Below are 15,049 nucleotides of genomic sequence, written 5' to 3'. Positions count from 1 at the left end.
CATGCGACACCCGCTACGCTCACTCGCCGCGGCATCGGTGCTCGCGTTCATTCTGTCGGGGTGTCTGCTCGGACCGAACTATCAGCGTCCGGCGGTCGACACACCGGCGACTTTCCGCTTCCAGGAGAACGAAGCCGAAGATCTCGCGAACACCGAATGGTGGAAGCAGTTCAACGATCCGGTGCTCGACGAACTGATCGCCACGGCGCTGGCCGACAACAAGGATGTGAAGGTGGCCGCCGCGCGCGTGGACCAGTTCCTCGGCCAGTTCTGGAGCACGCGCTCGGCGCTGTTCCCGCAAGTCGGCGCGGGCTTCAGTGCGGGGCGCCAGCGCATTACGCAGTCCGGGCCGACCTCCATCTTTTCGAACAGCGGATCGATCTTCAACGACTTCGAGGCGCAGCTCAACGCGTCATGGGAAATCGATCTGTTCGGGCGCAACCGGCGCCTCACCGAATCGGCGCGTGCCAGCCTGCTGTCGACCGAGGAAGGGCGGCGCGCGACGATCCTGGTGCTGGTGTCGTCGGTCGCCTCGTCGTATATCGCGCTCCTGAGTCTCGACCGGCAGCTTGAAATCGCGAAGGCGACCACGCAAAGCCGCGCCGAATCGGTACACGTGTTCGAGCTGCGCTTCCAGGGCGGCGAGGTGTCGCAGATGGAACTCGCGCAGAGCCAGTCCGAATACGAAGCGTCGGCCGCGGTGATTCCGCAGCTCGAAGCGTCGATTGCGCAACAGGAGGACGCGTTGTCGGTGCTGCTCGGCCACAATCCGGGGCCGATTATCCGCGGCCGGGTTCTCAACGCGCTTGGCACGCCGGCGATCCCGGCCGGCCTGCCGTCCGACCTGCTGCAGCGCCGCCCGGATCTGCGCCAGGCCGAGCAGGATCTGATCGCCGCGAACGCCTTGATCGGTGCCGCGCGCGCGCTGTACTTCCCGCAGATTTCGCTGACGGGCCTGCTGGGTACCCAGAGCAGCCAGATCTCGAACCTGTTCACCGGGCCGTCGAAGGTATGGTCGTTTGCCGGCGCGGTCACGCAGCCGATCTTCACCGGCGGCAATATCACGGGCCAGGTGAAGCAGGCCGAGGCACAGCAGCAACAGGCGCTATACACGTATCAGAAGGCGATCCAGACCGCGTTCCAGGAAGTGGACGACGCGCTGATCTCTTCACAGAAGCTGCGCGAGCAGTACGTCACGCAAGGGCGTCAGGTCGACGCGCTGCGCACGTACTCGCACATGGCGCGCCTGCGATACGAGGGCGGCTACACGAGCTATATCGAAGTGCTCGATGCCGAGCGCAGTCTTTTCAATGCGGAACTGAGCCGCACGCAGACGCAGCAGGCCGTGCTGACGTCATATGTGTCGCTGTACAAGGCAATGGGCGGCGGCTGGGTCATCGATGCGGAAAACATGACGACGCAACAGTCGTCGCGCACCAACGCGCAGCCCGCGCCCGGCGGCACACCAGGAGAGGACGTCAAATGAACTCCGCACACGGCGCGTACGACGCCAATGCGGCCGGAGACGATGGTTCCGGCGGCGTGGGCAGCACGGCCAGCGTGATCGCATGTCCCGAGTGCGATCTGCTGCAGCACGAACAGCCGTTGCCGCTCGATGGCGTGCTGCGCTGTTGCCGCTGCCGGGCAACACTCTACCGGCGCCAGGCGGACAGCCTCGACCGCTCGCTTGCGTACGCACTGGCGGCGCTTGCGCTGTTCGTGCTCGCCAATGCATTTCCGATCGTCGGGCTGTCCGTCAATGGCGATCTCGTCGAGACCACGCTGTTCGGCTCGGTTCGCGTGCTGTATCGCGACGGAATGTGGCCGCTTGCCGCGCTGATCTTCTTCACGGCGCTGCTGATGCCGATGCTGCAGGCAGCGGGCATCGTTTGGCTGCTGTTGCCGTTGCGGCTCGGACGCCGGCCGTATCGCGCCGATCTCGTGTTCCGGTTGCTGCATATCGCGCAATCGTGGGGAATGACCGAGGTGCTGATTCTCGGCTTGCTCGTTTCGCTCGTGAAGCTCGCGCATATCGCGAGCGTCGTTCCCGATACGGCGTTGTGGTCGTTCGGCGCGCTGATGCTGCTGCTCGCCGCGGCGGCCGCCGCGTTCGATCCGCGCGATCTGTGGGCGCGGCTCGAAGGGCCGCCCGATGTCGCCGTGCAGGGCGGGCCTGCGGCTGCGGACGCGGGTGCGTCTGCGCCGGCCGCGTCTCCGGCCGCGCATGCGTCCAGTGCGTCGTCGTTTCCGGCGCGCACCGCCGCCGGTTGCCTGCGCTGCGTGTGCCACGACTGCGGGTTGCTGTCCGCGCCGCTCCCGGCGACGCTTGCCGGCGCCCATCGGCACGACCTGCGCTGCACGCGCTGCGGCAGCCCGCTGCATCTGCGCAAGCCGAACAGCCTCGCGCGCACGTGGGCGTTTCTGCTTGCCGCGCTCGTGCTGTATCTGCCGGCGAACCTGCTGCCCGTCATGCACACCAGCTCACTGTTCGGCGCGCAGAAGGACACGATCATGAGCGGCGTCGTCTATCTGTGGACGTCCGGTTCGTGGCCGCTCGCGGTGCTCGTGTTTATCGCGAGCATCGCGGTGCCGATGCTGAAAATTCTCGCGATCGGTTTTCTTGCCGTGTCGGCGAACCTGCGCTCGCGCTGGCAGCCGGTGCAACGCGCGCGAATCTACCGGATCGTCGAACTGGTCGGCCGCTGGTCGATGCTCGACATCTACGTGATTGCGATCCTCACCGCACTCGTGCAGTTCAACGCGCTCGCGACGGTCACCGCGGGCCCCGCGGCGATTGCGTTCGGCGCGGTCGTCGTACTGACAATGTTCGCCGCGATGTCATTCGACCCGCGGCTCACCTGGGATACAAGGCAAACCACACATGGCTCGTCCTCCTGATTTTCCGCCGCCAGGGCTGCCCGACGCGGTCCCCGTGACGCGTTCGCGCTGGCGCGTCCAGTGGATCTGGATCGTGCCCGTGGTCGCGGTGCTGATCGGCGTCTGGCTTGCCGCGCAGGCGATTCTGCAGCAGGGCCCGACCATCACCATCACCTTCAAGACTGGCGACGGCCTCGAGGCCGGCAAGACGAAGATCAAGTTCAAGGATGTCGACATCGGCGTCGTGAAGAGCGTCGCGCTGTCGAAGGACTATTCGCGCGTGATCGCAACGGCCGAACTTTCGCGCGACGCAACCAAGATGCTGGTCGACGATACGCGCTTCTGGGTGGTGCGCCCGCGGGTGTCGGGCGGCACGGTGTCCGGTATCAGCACGCTGCTTTCCGGCGCGTTTATCGGCACGGACATCGGCACTTCGAAGCGCGACCGGCGCGACTACGTCGGTCTCGAGACGCCGCCCGTCATCGCGAGCGACGTGCCGGGCCGCGAATACGTGCTGAAGAGCGACGACCTGGGCTCGATCGCGACCGGCACGCCGATCTTTTTCCGCCGCCTGCAGGTCGGGCAGGTCACGTCGTATGAGCTGGATCCGAACGGCAAGGGCATCACGATGCGTGTGTTCATCAACGCGCCGTACGACAAATTCGTCGTGATGGACACGCGTTTCTGGCATGCGAGCGGCGTGGATGTCTCGCTGAACACCGAGGGCGTGAAGGTCAATACGCAGTCGCTCGTGTCGATTCTGGTCGGCGGCCTTGCGTTCCAGACACCGCCTGAGGTACGTGACGATGAGCCGCAGGCGCCCGCGAAGACGACCTTCGAGCTCTTCGGCGACCGCGCCGAAGCGATGAAGAAGCACGATCGGATCGTCGAGACCTACGCGTTCAATTTCAAGGAATCGGTGCGCGGGCTGGTGGTCGGCGCGCCGGTCGAGTTCCGCGGCATTCCGATCGGCGAGGTGGCGGCGATCAATACGCGCTTCGACCCGGTCACGAAGCAGTTCAGCATTCCGGTGACCGTGAGGCTCTATCCGGAGCGCTTCACGTCGCGTCTCCAGGACGAGCCGCGGGGCGGCAGGCTGTCGCGCTCGCCGCGTGAGATGGCCGATTTCCTCGTATCGCGCGGCATGCGCGGCCAACTGAAGACGGGCAGCCTGATCACCGGCCAGCTATATGTCGCGCTCGATTTCTTCCCGAACGCGCCGAAGGCGCAAGTGGACTGGGAGCGCACCCCGCCCGAGCTGCCCACCGTATCGAGCGGGTTGCAGTCGCTGCAGGAGTCGGTCACCGACCTGATCGCGCGCATGAACAAGATCCCGTTCGAGGCGATCGGCAAGAATGCCCAGCAGACGCTTGCGCGTGCCGATACGCTGTTGCAGAACTTCGATACCCAGCTGGTGCCGCAGGCGCGCGACACGCTGACGGCGGCGCGCACGACGCTCGACTCGGCCAATAACGCGCTGCAGCCCGATTCGGCGCTGCAGCAGGACACGGCCGATGCGATTCGCGAGCTGTCGCGCACCGCGTCGTCGCTGCGCACGCTCGCGGAGTATCTCGAACGTCATCCGGAGGCGTTGATCCGGGGTAAATCGGAGGACAAAAAGTGATGCGTTCGATGCACATGCGTAGTGATGCCGGAGCGACGGCGCGCACTCGTGCGGCGCAGCTGTTGCTGGCGGCGTGTGCCGTGCCTGTAGTGCTCTGCGCGTTCGCCGGCTGCAAATCGCCGAATTCTTCTTTCTATACGCTGAGTCGCGATGCCTCGCTTCAGTCGACCGGCGCGCCCATGCGGGCCGCAGTCGTGGTCGGTCCGGTGACGGTGCCGGAACTCGTGGACCGGCCGCAGCTCGTCACGCGCGTGTCCGACAACGAAGTCGCGCTCAACGAATTCGCGCGCTGGGGCGAGCCGCTGAAAAGCGGCATCGCACGCACGATCGCGGCCGACCTCGAACAGTTGCTCGGCAGCGCGGAGGTCTCGGTGGCCGGGCAGGCGGCGCTCGTGCGCGACGCTTCGCGGGTGCGCGTCGACATCGTGCGCTTCGATTCGGTGCCCGGCGACGCGGTGACGGTCGACGCGCAATGGGTCGTGCGCGTGCCGGGCAAGCCGCTGCCCATCTCAGGCCGGACCGTTGCGCGCGAGCCCGTGCCGACGGCCAGCAACGACGCGCTCGTCGCCGCGCATAGCCGCGCGCTCGCGACGGTCAGCCGCGACATCGCGGCGGCGATTCGAAGCGCGTCGCCGTCCTGACGCGCGGCGCGCGGCAGGCGCCTTGCTGCGCCTGTCGTTCGTCCCTCCGCGCCTCGCCATCGTTTTCAAGCGGTGCTCAAGCAGTTTCGAGGCGGTCCTGGAGCGGTCCCACACGCGCGGTTCAAAGCAGTGCTTAAAGCGCGGTTTCTAAAGCGCAGTTTTTAAAGCGCGGTCCTTAAAGCGCGGTCCCCATGAAAAGCGTGATTTTCCATATCGTCGTGTTCCTCGGGGCGGCGCTCGTCGTCGTGCCGCTGTCGATCCGGCTTGGCTTCGGCTCGGTGCTCGGCTATCTGGTCGCCGGAGTGATGATCGGGCCGTCCGTCATGAAGCTCGTGACCGACGTCGACGCGATCCTGCATTTCTCGGAACTGGGCATCGTGCTGATGATGTTCGTGATCGGCCTCGAGATGAATGTCGGCCGGCTCTGGGCCTTGCGCCGCACGATCTTCGGCTATGGCGGCGTGCAGATGGCGCTGTGCGCGGGACTGCTGACCGCGATTTTTCTCCTGTTCGGCTCGCGCTGGCAGATTGCCTTGACGGCCGGTCTCGCGCTTGCGCTATCGTCGACGGCAATGGCCCTGTCCGAGCTCGAGCAGCGCGGGCAGATGGGTACGCCCACCGGCGAGGCCGCATTCGGCATCCTGCTGTTTCAGGATCTCGCGGCGATCCCGCTCGTCGCGCTGATGCCGCTTCTGAGTCCGATCGATATGGGCGGCAGCGTGGCGGAGAACTGGATCGCGGTCGGCAAGGCGCTCGCGATGCTTGCCGCGGTGGTGCTGGTGGGCCGCATCGCGCTGCGTCGCGGTTTGCGCATCGTGTCGCGCACCGGCGCGCCGGAAATTTTCACCGCGTTTGCGCTGCTATGGGTGATCGGTGTCGCGCTGCTGTTCCGCGGCGTGCATCTGTCGACGTCGCTCGGCGCATTTCTTGCCGGCGTGCTGCTCGCCGACTCCGGCTATCAGCAGCAGGTCGAGCGCGATATCGCGCCGTTCAAGGGTTTGCTGCTCGGGCTTTTCTTTATCGCAATCGGGATGTCGATCGACTTCGACGTGCTGGTGCGCTATCCGCGGCGCGTGCTGGTCGTCGTCGCGGCGGTGGTCGGCATCAAGGCGGCGGCGCTCTGGCTGCTTGCGCCGCGCTTTAACGTGCCCCGCGGACAGCGCGCGTACTTCGCCATGCTGCTTTCGCAAGGCGGCGAGTTCGCGTTTGTCGTGATGTCGTCGGCGCTGGCCGTGCGCGTCGTCGAGCCGCGCGCATCGGCGATCGTGACGCTCGCGGTCGTGATCTCGATGATCACGACGCCGCTGCTGTTGCTGCCGTTGCGGCGGCTGATGGCGGCGGCAGGCGATGGCGTCAACGCTGACGTCAGCCCCGCCGTGAACGCCGCCGCGGGCCCCGCTGCGGATCCTGCGGCAAGCCCTGCGGCAAGTCCTGCGGCAAGTCCTGCGGCAAGTCCTGCTGCAAGTCCTGCGGCAAGCCCTGATGCGAGCCCTGATGCGAGCCCTGATGCGAGCCCTGATGCGAGCCCTGATGCGAGCCCCAAAGCGGCGATGCACGCGCCGCCGACAGCGCCCGCAGCCGACCGAAAAGTGCGCGAATCCGCGCCGGGAACGGGACCTGCATCGACCGCCGACAGCCCCAACGAGCCCGGCTGAAAAAATGCGTCGTCAGGAGACTCGGTACAATGACTGGTCGATAACCGGGTGACGCGCCACGCGACGCGTGCCGCACACCGCACCGTTTTTGCGCAATGGCCATTACCTACAAGACTCCTGATGACATCGCCAGGCTGCGTATCGCCGGCCGGCTGGCCGCCGACGTGCTCGTGATGATCGGTGAACACGTGAAGCCCGGCGTGTCGACCGACGAGCTCGATACGTTGTGCCGCGAATTCATCGTCAACACGCAGCAGGCGATTGCCGCCAACATCGGCTACATGGGTTTTCCGAAAACCATTTGCACGTCGGTCAACTCGGTCGTCTGCCATGGCATTCCGAACCGCAATGAGGTTCTCAAGGACGGCGACATCATCAATATCGACGTCGCCGTGATCAAGGACGGCTACTTCGGCGATACGAGCCGCATGTACACGGTCGGCGAGCCGAGCCGCGTCGCGCAGCAGCTGATCGACACCACGTATGAGGCGATGCTCGCGGGCATTCGTCAGGTGAAGCCCGGTGCGACGCTCGGCGATGTCGGCAGCGCCATCCAGAAGGTCGCGCAACGCGACGGTTTTTCGATCGTGCGCGACTACTGCGGACACGGCATCGGCAAGGTCTATCACGAAGACCCGCAGGTGCTCCATTACGGCCAGCCGGGGCAAGGGCTGCGCCTGAAGCCCGGCATGGTGTTTACCATCGAGCCGATGGTCAATGCGGGCCGTGCCAGCACCGTCGTGATGCGCGACGGCTGGACCGTGGTGACCAAGGACCGATCGTTGTCCGCGCAATGGGAGCATATGATCTCGGTCACCGACGACGGCTTCGAGCTGCTGACGCCGTGGCCCGATGGCACCGGCCGCTACGAGTCGCCGTGAGCGCGGTGTGCCGCCGATGTCTCAAATAAGGATTTGACTCGCCCGGCCGTTCGGTTAGGCTATACCGCTAGCGGAAAGGGTCAGGTCGAAGCCGGGGCAACGCTTCGTGCCGGTTTGTATGTGCAAATGCGGCAGGGTTTGGGTTTTATACTGCTTCGAGGCTGCGTTTTCTTCGCACCTCGATTGAGGCCGGGGTTCAGGCGTGTCACGCCCGGTTTTACGCTTTCAGATCCGGGGTCTACCTCTCCAATGAGTCCGTCACTCACCGTTGCGCGCATTACTGCCGATCAGGGCGATGTCTTTCGCGAGCTCCGTACCGCATCGTTACGGGAGGCGCCCTACGCATTCGGCGACACGCTGGAGGAAGCATTGTCCGCGGATGCCGCCACGTTCGACGCGAAGGCCGCGCTCAATGCGGCCTCCGTCACGTCCACGACTTTCATTCTTTACACGGAAGGCCATCCGGCCGGCGTGATCGATGCGTGTTTCGACGACACGCCCGCGCGCCGCGCATTCGTGAGCGAACTGTGGGTCGCGCCGGCGGTGCGCCATCTGCGCGGCGGCGAACTGCTCGTCAATACCGCCAGCGAGTGGCTCGCGCGTGGCGGCGCGACCGAAGTGTATGCCTGGATCGCCGACAGCAATCGCAATGCGATGCGCTTCTACGAGCGCCTCGGCTTCGGTCCCACCGGCGACCATCGGCCGACCGCGCGCGCGCGGGACCAGTGGGAATCGCAACTGGTGCGCCATGTGACGCCTGTGCCGGTGCCGCCGGCGGGGTGAGCGGGGCGTCGCGGCGCGAGGCGCTGTACGGGTTTTTGCGTTACTTGCCGCGCGCTTCGTGCATTCGTCTTATCCGTTGCGTGTTCGCTCATGCGCGCCGTCACGGCGATTGCGGTGATCGCGCCGGCCACGCCAATCGTGCACGTCCGCACGTTTTAGCCGTGTTGCTGCGTCCGTTTCGCCATCGGTCGACGAAAGTTCGGGCGAAAAAGTTCGACGCGCGCCAGGACCCCTGTAAAATACGCAAAATTTTTTGCCGAACGCTATGTCGCCCAGGAAATCGCCTTTTTTCGAATTGCGCAGCGGTGCGGTGGACACGCTTCTGTTCGTGGTCAAAACCACCGACCTCGGCGAAATGCGCGCCGAACTCACGCGCCGCTTCGAGGCGACCCCCGAATTTTTCGCCAATGACGTCGTCGCGATCGACGTGCGCCGCCTCGCCGAAAGCGAGCGTGTGCCGCTCGCCGAGATCGCCGCGCTGCTCGACAGCGTGCGCATGCGCCCGGTCGGCGTGGTCGCCGATGCGGCGCAGCACGCGTGGGTGAGCGAGGCCAATCTGCCGCTGCTCGAAGCACGCGATCGCCGGCCGAATGCAAAGACGGCCGCGGGCGAAGAGGAAGCGCAGGCGGCCGATCCAGCGCTTGAGCCGGCCTCCGCGCCGGGGGAGGCTGCCGATCCAGCCGCCGCATCGGAAAGCCGGTCTGCGGCCTCGGAGGGAGGCCCTGCGGCTCTCGCGTCCGCGAGCCAGCCTGCCGAACCGGTGCTGACCGGCGCGTCGGGAGCGTCGTCGCAAACCATGGTCGTCGATAAACCGCTGCGCTCGGGGCAGCGGATCTATGCGAAGGGCGACCTCGTCGTGCTCGGTCTCGTGAGCCACGGCGCGGAAATCATCGCGGAAGGCAACATTCATATCTATGCACCGCTGCGCGGCCGCGCGCTCGCCGGCGTGCACGGCAATCACGATGCGCGCATTTTCTGCACCTGTCTCGAACCGGAGCTGATTTCGATCGCGGGCATTTACCGGACGACCGAAAACCCGCTGCCCGCCGACGTGCAGGGCAAGGCGGTGCAGATCTGGCTCGACGACGAAAAGCTGATGATCGAACCGCTGCGGCTCACCTAGTGCGCCGCGGTGTGCTGCATGCATGCACCGCATGCGCAACCGGATGCCGGATTTATCAATTCACAAAATCGACGGATACAAGGTAAAGGCCAATGGCAAAAATCATTGTGGTGACTTCGGGCAAGGGTGGCGTAGGCAAGACGACCACGAGCGCGAGCTTCTCGTCGGGCCTCGCGTTGCGCGGCCACAAGACCGCCGTGATCGACTTCGACGTCGGCCTGCGCAACCTCGACCTCATCATGGGCTGCGAGCGCCGCGTCGTGTACGACCTGATCAACGTGATCCAGGGCGAAGCGAACCTGAACCAGGCGCTGATCAAGGACAAAAAGCTCGAGAACCTGTACATCCTGCCGGCCTCGCAGACGCGCGACAAAGACGCGCTGACCATGGAAGGCGTGGAAAAGGTGATCAACGACCTGATCGCGATGGACTTCGAGTACATCGTCTGCGACTCGCCGGCCGGCATCGAATCGGGCGCGCTGCTCGCGATGCACTTCGCCGACGAAGCGCTGATCGTGACGAACCCCGAAGTGTCGTCGGTGCGCGACTCGGACCGCATTCTCGGCATTCTGTCATCGAAAACCAAACGTGCGATCGAAGGCAAGGAGCCGATCAAGGAGCATCTGCTGATCACGCGCTACAACCCGAAACGCGTCAGCGAAGGCGAGATGCTGTCGCTGTCGGATATTCAGGAAATTCTGCGCATCGATCTGATCGGCGTGATTCCGGAGTCCGAGGCGGTGCTGCACGCGTCGAACCAGGGTTTGCCGGCGGTGCACCTCGACGGCACGGACGTCGCTGAATCGTACAAGGACGTCGTTTCGCGCTTCCTTGGCGAACAGAAGTCGCTGCGCTTTACCGATTACCAGAAGCCAGGCCTGCTGCAGCGCCTCTTCGGCACCAAGTAAGGGAGGCGCACGTATGTCGATTCTTTCGTTTTTGCTGGGCGAGAAGAAGAAATCCGCGTCGGTAGCGAAGGAACGCCTGCAGCTGATCATTGCGCACGAACGTGCCGGCGGCCATGCCCCCGCCGATTATCTGCCGGCGTTGCAACGCGAACTCGTTGCTGTGATTTCGAAGTACGTCAAAATCTCCGACGACGATATCCGCGTCAATCTCGAACGTCACGACGACCTCGAAGTGCTCGAGGTCAAGATCGAGATTCCGCAGGCTTGATGCGTCTGCCTCGTTTGTCCCGCTTGCGGCGTGAGCACGCCGCAAGCATTGCTGTTGCCTGCGCGTTGCCGGCCGTTCGTATGCGCCGGCGGCCGAAATAATCGGTTGCATTTCGGGCCACGCGGTAACACGCCCGTTGTCAGCGTTCCTGTCACCTCGCGCATTGAAGCGATAACGCCGCGATTCGGCGCTTATCGAAAGAGGTGAAAAAAGTGAAGACGTCTTATCGATTGCTTATCCAGTTGGCGCTTGCCGCGGCGGGCGCGTCGGCTGCCGTCCTCGTATTGCCGTCGGCCGCGTCCGCGGCCGTCGTCGTGGTCACGCCGAACGCGCCGCCGCCCGTGCGCTACGAGCCGGTACCGCCGCCGCGTGCAGGCTATGTCTGGGATCACGGGCACTGGCGCTGGGCTCGCGGCCGTTACGTGTGGGTGCCTGGACACTGGCAGGTCGCGCGAGTCGGTTATCGCTGGATTCCCGGGCATTGGGTGGCGCGCGGTCCAAACTGGCAATGGGTGCCCGGGCACTGGGCGTAACGAGCGCAAGGCGGGGCACGCGGCGCGGGCTTGCCGTGCCCTCGCACTCACGGTCGCCGTTCAGCGCCGCGGCGTATCCGCGTCCTCGTCTTCGGGCGGAGCGGTCCGGGCATCGCCGTTGGCGTCGTCACGCGCATCCGTCGTCGCATCGTCGTGCGCTGACGCTTCGTCAGCGTTCGTGTTCGAAGCGTCAGCGTTCGGGTTCGAAGGCGCCGCGTGCGCGAGCGGCTCCGGCACATCGTGTGCGGCCGCGGCAGTCGCAGACCCGGCCCCAGCCGTGGCGGGCGGCGCCGGCGGCGCCATATAGCGCCGCGCGAGCGTCTCATAGAGCGGCGGCGTGAAGAAAGCCGAGACGCGGCTCGAGACCAGCGCGGTTGCCATCAGCGAGATCACGAGCGCATGCCCGTTGATCATTTCGACGACGATCACGAACGACGTGATCGGCGATTGCGTGACGGCGGCCATATAGCCGACCATCGCAAGCGCGATCAGCATCTGCAGCTGCATGCCGTTGAACACCATATGCAGCACGTTGCCGAAGCCCGCGCCGATCGACAGCGACGGCGCGAAGATACCGCCCGGAATGCCGGGCAGGTACGAGCCGATCATCGACACCATCTTCAGCAGCGGATAGAACATCGACAATTGCTCGCGGCCGTCGAGCAGGCCGCGCGCTTCCGCGTAGCCGCTGCCGAACGTCGTGCCGCCGGAAATCAGGCCCACCACGGCGATTACGAGTCCGCATAGCGCCGCGAAGACCACCGGACGCTCGGCATTGAGCTTGACGAGCGGCGCAGGCAGCCAGCGCGACGTATTGAGCAGCAGCCAGCCGAAGATACCGCCCGCAATACCGGTTACCACCGCGGTGAGCAGCACCGCTAGCGCGAGCGCATTGGGAAAATGTGCGCCGACATTGATCGTGCCGAAGTACGTGTAGTTGCCGTTGAGCCCGAGCGCGATCACGCCGGCGATGATGATGGCGGTAATCAGCACGCCGCTCGCGCGTGCTTCGAAGCTGCGCGTGAGCTCCTCGATGGCGAACACGATGCCGGCGAGCGGCGTGTTGAACGCGGCGGACAGGCCCGCAGCGGCGCCCGCGAGCACGAGCTGGCGTTCGATCATCGCGGTCGAACGCGGGTATAAGCGGCGCAGGTTGAACATCAGCGCGGCGCCGACCTGCACGGTCGGGCCCTCGCGGCCGATCGTGAAGCCGCCGAGAATGCCGAGGAACGACACGAGCACCTTGCCGAACAGGATGCGCAGCGTGAGAAGCCGCGCGCCCGTCTCGGCAGGCCGCGTATGCAGCGTGGCGATCACTTGCGGGATGCCGCTGCCCTCGGCACCGCGAAAGAAGCGTCGCGTGAGCCACGCGGCGGCCGCGGCGATGGCGGGTGTGATGAAAAGCGGCAGCCACGGGCGTTCGTGCTGCTGCTCGAGAAATGTGTTGTAGCCCCAGTCGATCAGCCGTGCGTAGTAGACAGCGGCGAGGCCGACGGCGATGGCGCCGAGCCAGAAGATGCCGTACTGGCGCCAGAGCCGTTTCGTATGCCGGACGATGTTCGACGACAGTGGGATGGGTGTCCTCAGCATGGCGTAGGCGAATATGCGCAAGCAACGCGGGCGGTGGCGAAGCGTGAATTATAGCGGCGCACGATGCGCGGCGTATTGTTGAAAGCCCGCTGAAATAAGCTGGCCCCTGGATCTGGCCCATACATGTGCGTTGCATCGATGCGTGCATGGCGTGCTGTTTCGCCGGCCGCTTATCCGTGCGCGGCGGCCGCGCACGCCCGGGTTAAAATCCTGCATCTGGCCGCGAGCTTGATCGGGCAAGCGTTCCGCGCCAACACGCTCGCGACCGGAAGGGCGACGCGCATCGCATACGCATTCGAGGGCCGGCTACCATGGGCCCGGCATCGCCGCGAGAAACAGGGTTATCAATGAAGCGAATTCTGGTCGTCAAGGTCACGTCACTGGGCGACGTCATTCAGGCACAGGCGGTCGTGGCCGACCTCAAGCGCGCGTTTCCGGGCGTGGCGGTCGACTGGGCCTGCGACGACGCGCACGCGGAAGTCGCGTGCTGGAACCAGAGCGTCGACCGCGTGTTGTGCGCGCCGCTGCGCCGCTTCAAGAAGGCGCGCCGCTGGGCCGACTTCAAGGCGATTGCCGCATCGATTGCCGAATTGCGCGCGTATCGCTATGACGTGGTGGTCGATATTCACGGCGTCTACAAGAGCGCGATCATCGCGTTTCTCACGCGCTCGAAGGTGCGCTTCGGCTATCACGCGACGAATCTCGGCGAGCAGGGCGCCGCGTTCGCCTACACGCGCCGCTTCGCGCCGCGCCACGATGCCAATGCATGGCAAGGCATGCGCGATACCGTCGCCGATGCGCTCGGTTATCGCGCAGACGGCCCGGCGGTCTATAACCTGCGTATTCCGCCTGCCGCGCAGCCCGTCGTCGATGCGGGAGGCAAGCCGCTCGCGGTGCTGTTCCACGCAACCTCCAAAGACGACAAGAAATGGCCGATTGCGTCGTGGGTCGCGGTGGCGGCCGATCTCGTGCGGCGCGGCTTTTGTGTCGTGTTGCCGTGGGGTTCGGAAGGCGAGCGCAAGGAAGCCGGGCAGATCGTCGCAGCGGTGCCGCAGGCGCAGGTGCTGCCGCAACTGAGCGTAACCGGTATTGCGCAACTGGTCGATGCATCGGCGTTCGTTATCGGTGTCGATACGGGCTTCGTGCATCTCGCGCATGCGCTCGGCAAGCGCACGGTGATGATCTTTATCGCCACGTCGCCTACGCACTTCGGCAATGAAGCGCCGTATCGCTCGACATCGATCGGCGATGGCCATTCGGTGCCGCCCGTCGAACGCGCGATCGCGGCGATCGACTATGTGCACAGCAACCCGCCCGCGGATGGCGAGCCGCGCAACCCGCCGGCGCGCCCCATCGCCGCATCCTGAACTTCTCCCGCTTTCGCAAACCGCGCACGCCCGAAAAGCGCTCGCTGGACAAGTGCTGGCCGAAAAAGAAAAAGAGGCGTAGCGCGCAGTCGCCCGATTCGATGGGCGGCTGAATCGCTACGCCTCGAGAACGCTCGCGCTGCTCACGCGGGCGGAGAGGAAACACTGCAATGAACAAACAATCAGGCACTGCACTGATAGAGACTGTGCCGCGTGCGCGGAGTTCCATCGGACTTGAACACGAAACGGCAGGCGCCTCGGCGCGCGATGGATACGTCAAACTCGGCGCCGAACTCGATTACACGCTTGTTAAAACTGTCGCTTTTGATTGAGCCGGAAGCGGCGCTTCGGCAAGGTCGCGAGCGTCATCGTTTGCTCGCGCGGCGCGCCTGTGCTTCAACGGCGAGCTTCGGTGCCCATCTTTACCGCAAGGCGCACTGCGCGCGGCATCGTCCGTGTAACAGATACTCCAAGGCTGCTTACAAATTGCAACGGTCCCCGTTCTGACGTTCGTGTTCAATCGGAAGCATTCGGGATGCACTCGAATAACGACACTGACTCGATGGGAGAACGCTGTGAAACGTGAAGTGAAGCGCTTGATTGCGACGTTGATTACAGGGGCGTTGCTGGCCACCGCATTGGGAGGGTGTGTCGTGGTGCCGTACGACGGCGGCGGATATCACCACCACGGTTACTACTACTAGTGGTGCCGCGCATCGCGTGGCCGGCGTGACGATCGACAGGGAGGCGCGTCGTGCCGGCCGCTGACGCGATGACGGGTCCCGGGCGCAGACGGCGC

Annotated in this window: 15 protein-coding genes; 13 read left to right on the top strand and 2 right to left on the bottom strand. The window is 65.1% G+C overall.

Translation table 11 applies throughout. The features are described from left to right. The first annotated feature begins 1 nt into the window (after position 1). The 7 genes from ACYPXD_RS24695 (at position 2) to ACYPXD_RS24665 (ending at position 8,461) form a co-directional block, all read left to right on the top strand. Positions 2-1,486, top strand: a complete 1,485-nt coding sequence (locus ACYPXD_RS24695) for an efflux transporter outer membrane subunit (protein WP_459717221.1) — start codon at positions 2-4, stop codon at positions 1,484-1,486. After that, the gene (locus ACYPXD_RS24690; RefSeq protein ID WP_459717219.1) at positions 1,483-2,898 is read left to right on the top strand and encodes a paraquat-inducible protein A; all 1,416 of its coding nucleotides are present in this window, start codon (positions 1,483-1,485) and stop codon (positions 2,896-2,898) included. Before ACYPXD_RS24695 ends, ACYPXD_RS24690 begins: the two co-directional genes overlap by 4 nt. Then, positions 2,882-4,501 carry a PqiB family protein gene (locus ACYPXD_RS24685; RefSeq protein WP_459717217.1) on the top strand — a complete coding sequence of 540 codons (1,620 nt, stop codon included), beginning with the start codon at positions 2,882-2,884 and terminating at the stop codon, positions 4,499-4,501. The genes ACYPXD_RS24690 and ACYPXD_RS24685 overlap by 17 nt, the downstream gene beginning before the upstream one ends. An 8-nt stretch (positions 4,502-4,509) precedes the next feature. Continuing rightward, entirely contained in the window at positions 4,510-5,142 is a 633-nt protein-coding gene (locus ACYPXD_RS24680; protein ID WP_459717215.1) for a PqiC family protein, read from the top strand. A 191-nt stretch (positions 5,143-5,333) separates the two neighbouring features. Beyond that, positions 5,334-6,797: a monovalent cation:proton antiporter-2 (CPA2) family protein gene (locus ACYPXD_RS24675; RefSeq protein ID WP_459717213.1), complete on the top strand. Its 1,464-nt coding sequence runs from the start codon at positions 5,334-5,336 to the stop codon at positions 6,795-6,797. A gap of 95 nt (positions 6,798-6,892) precedes the next feature. Then, complete coding sequence (gene map, locus ACYPXD_RS24670; RefSeq protein ID WP_459717211.1) at positions 6,893-7,678, top strand: type I methionyl aminopeptidase; 786 nt, start codon at positions 6,893-6,895, stop codon at positions 7,676-7,678. Between the two features lie 249 nt (positions 7,679-7,927). Beyond that, positions 7,928-8,461 carry a GNAT family N-acetyltransferase gene (locus tag ACYPXD_RS24665; protein ID WP_459717208.1) on the top strand — a complete coding sequence of 178 codons (534 nt, stop codon included), beginning with the start codon at positions 7,928-7,930 and terminating at the stop codon, positions 8,459-8,461. A 69-nt stretch (positions 8,462-8,530) separates the two neighbouring features. On the opposite strand, the gene ACYPXD_RS24660 is transcribed toward ACYPXD_RS24665, so the two are convergent. After that, the gene (locus tag ACYPXD_RS24660) at positions 8,531-8,779 is read right to left on the bottom strand and encodes a hypothetical protein (protein ID WP_459718532.1); all 249 of its coding nucleotides are present in this window, start codon (positions 8,777-8,779) and stop codon (positions 8,531-8,533) included. Between ACYPXD_RS24660 and minC the strand changes: the two genes are divergently transcribed. From minC to ACYPXD_RS24640, 4 genes are all read left to right on the top strand, one after another. Continuing rightward, positions 8,727-9,584, top strand: a complete 858-nt coding sequence (minC, locus tag ACYPXD_RS24655) for a septum site-determining protein MinC (protein ID WP_459717206.1) — start codon at positions 8,727-8,729, stop codon at positions 9,582-9,584. The two genes, ACYPXD_RS24660 and minC, sit on opposite strands and share 53 nt — an antisense overlap. Before the next feature lie 92 nt (positions 9,585-9,676). Next, entirely contained in the window at positions 9,677-10,492 is an 816-nt protein-coding gene (minD, locus tag ACYPXD_RS24650; RefSeq protein ID WP_459717204.1) for a septum site-determining protein MinD, read from the top strand. Between the two features lie 13 nt (positions 10,493-10,505). Continuing rightward, positions 10,506-10,760, top strand: a complete 255-nt coding sequence (minE, locus tag ACYPXD_RS24645) for a cell division topological specificity factor MinE (RefSeq protein ID WP_219799227.1) — start codon at positions 10,506-10,508, stop codon at positions 10,758-10,760. A 230-nt stretch (positions 10,761-10,990) separates the two neighbouring features. Continuing rightward, a complete protein-coding gene (locus tag ACYPXD_RS24640) occupies positions 10,991-11,293 on the top strand; it encodes a YXWGXW repeat-containing protein (protein ID WP_459718488.1) in 303 nt (100 codons plus the stop codon). Between the two features lie 60 nt (positions 11,294-11,353). Here ACYPXD_RS24640 and ACYPXD_RS24635 read toward each other — a convergent pair whose 3' ends face one another. Then, positions 11,354-12,883 (bottom strand): chloride channel protein, encoded by a 1,530-nt coding sequence (locus ACYPXD_RS24635; protein WP_459717201.1) that lies wholly within the window; start codon positions 12,881-12,883, stop codon positions 11,354-11,356. Between the two features lie 347 nt (positions 12,884-13,230). On the opposite strand from ACYPXD_RS24635, the gene waaC reads away from it, so the two are divergent. After that, a complete protein-coding gene (waaC, locus tag ACYPXD_RS24630) occupies positions 13,231-14,250 on the top strand; it encodes a lipopolysaccharide heptosyltransferase I (RefSeq protein ID WP_459717199.1) in 1,020 nt (339 codons plus the stop codon). 170 nt (positions 14,251-14,420) lie between these two features. Beyond that, positions 14,421-14,582 (top strand): hypothetical protein, encoded by a 162-nt coding sequence (locus ACYPXD_RS24625; protein ID WP_459717197.1) that lies wholly within the window; start codon positions 14,421-14,423, stop codon positions 14,580-14,582. Positions 14,583-15,049: the final 467 nt, after the last annotated feature.

Source organism: Paraburkholderia sp. 2C (assembly GCF_054589215.1).
This window is presented reverse-complemented; position numbering and strand designations above follow the sequence as displayed.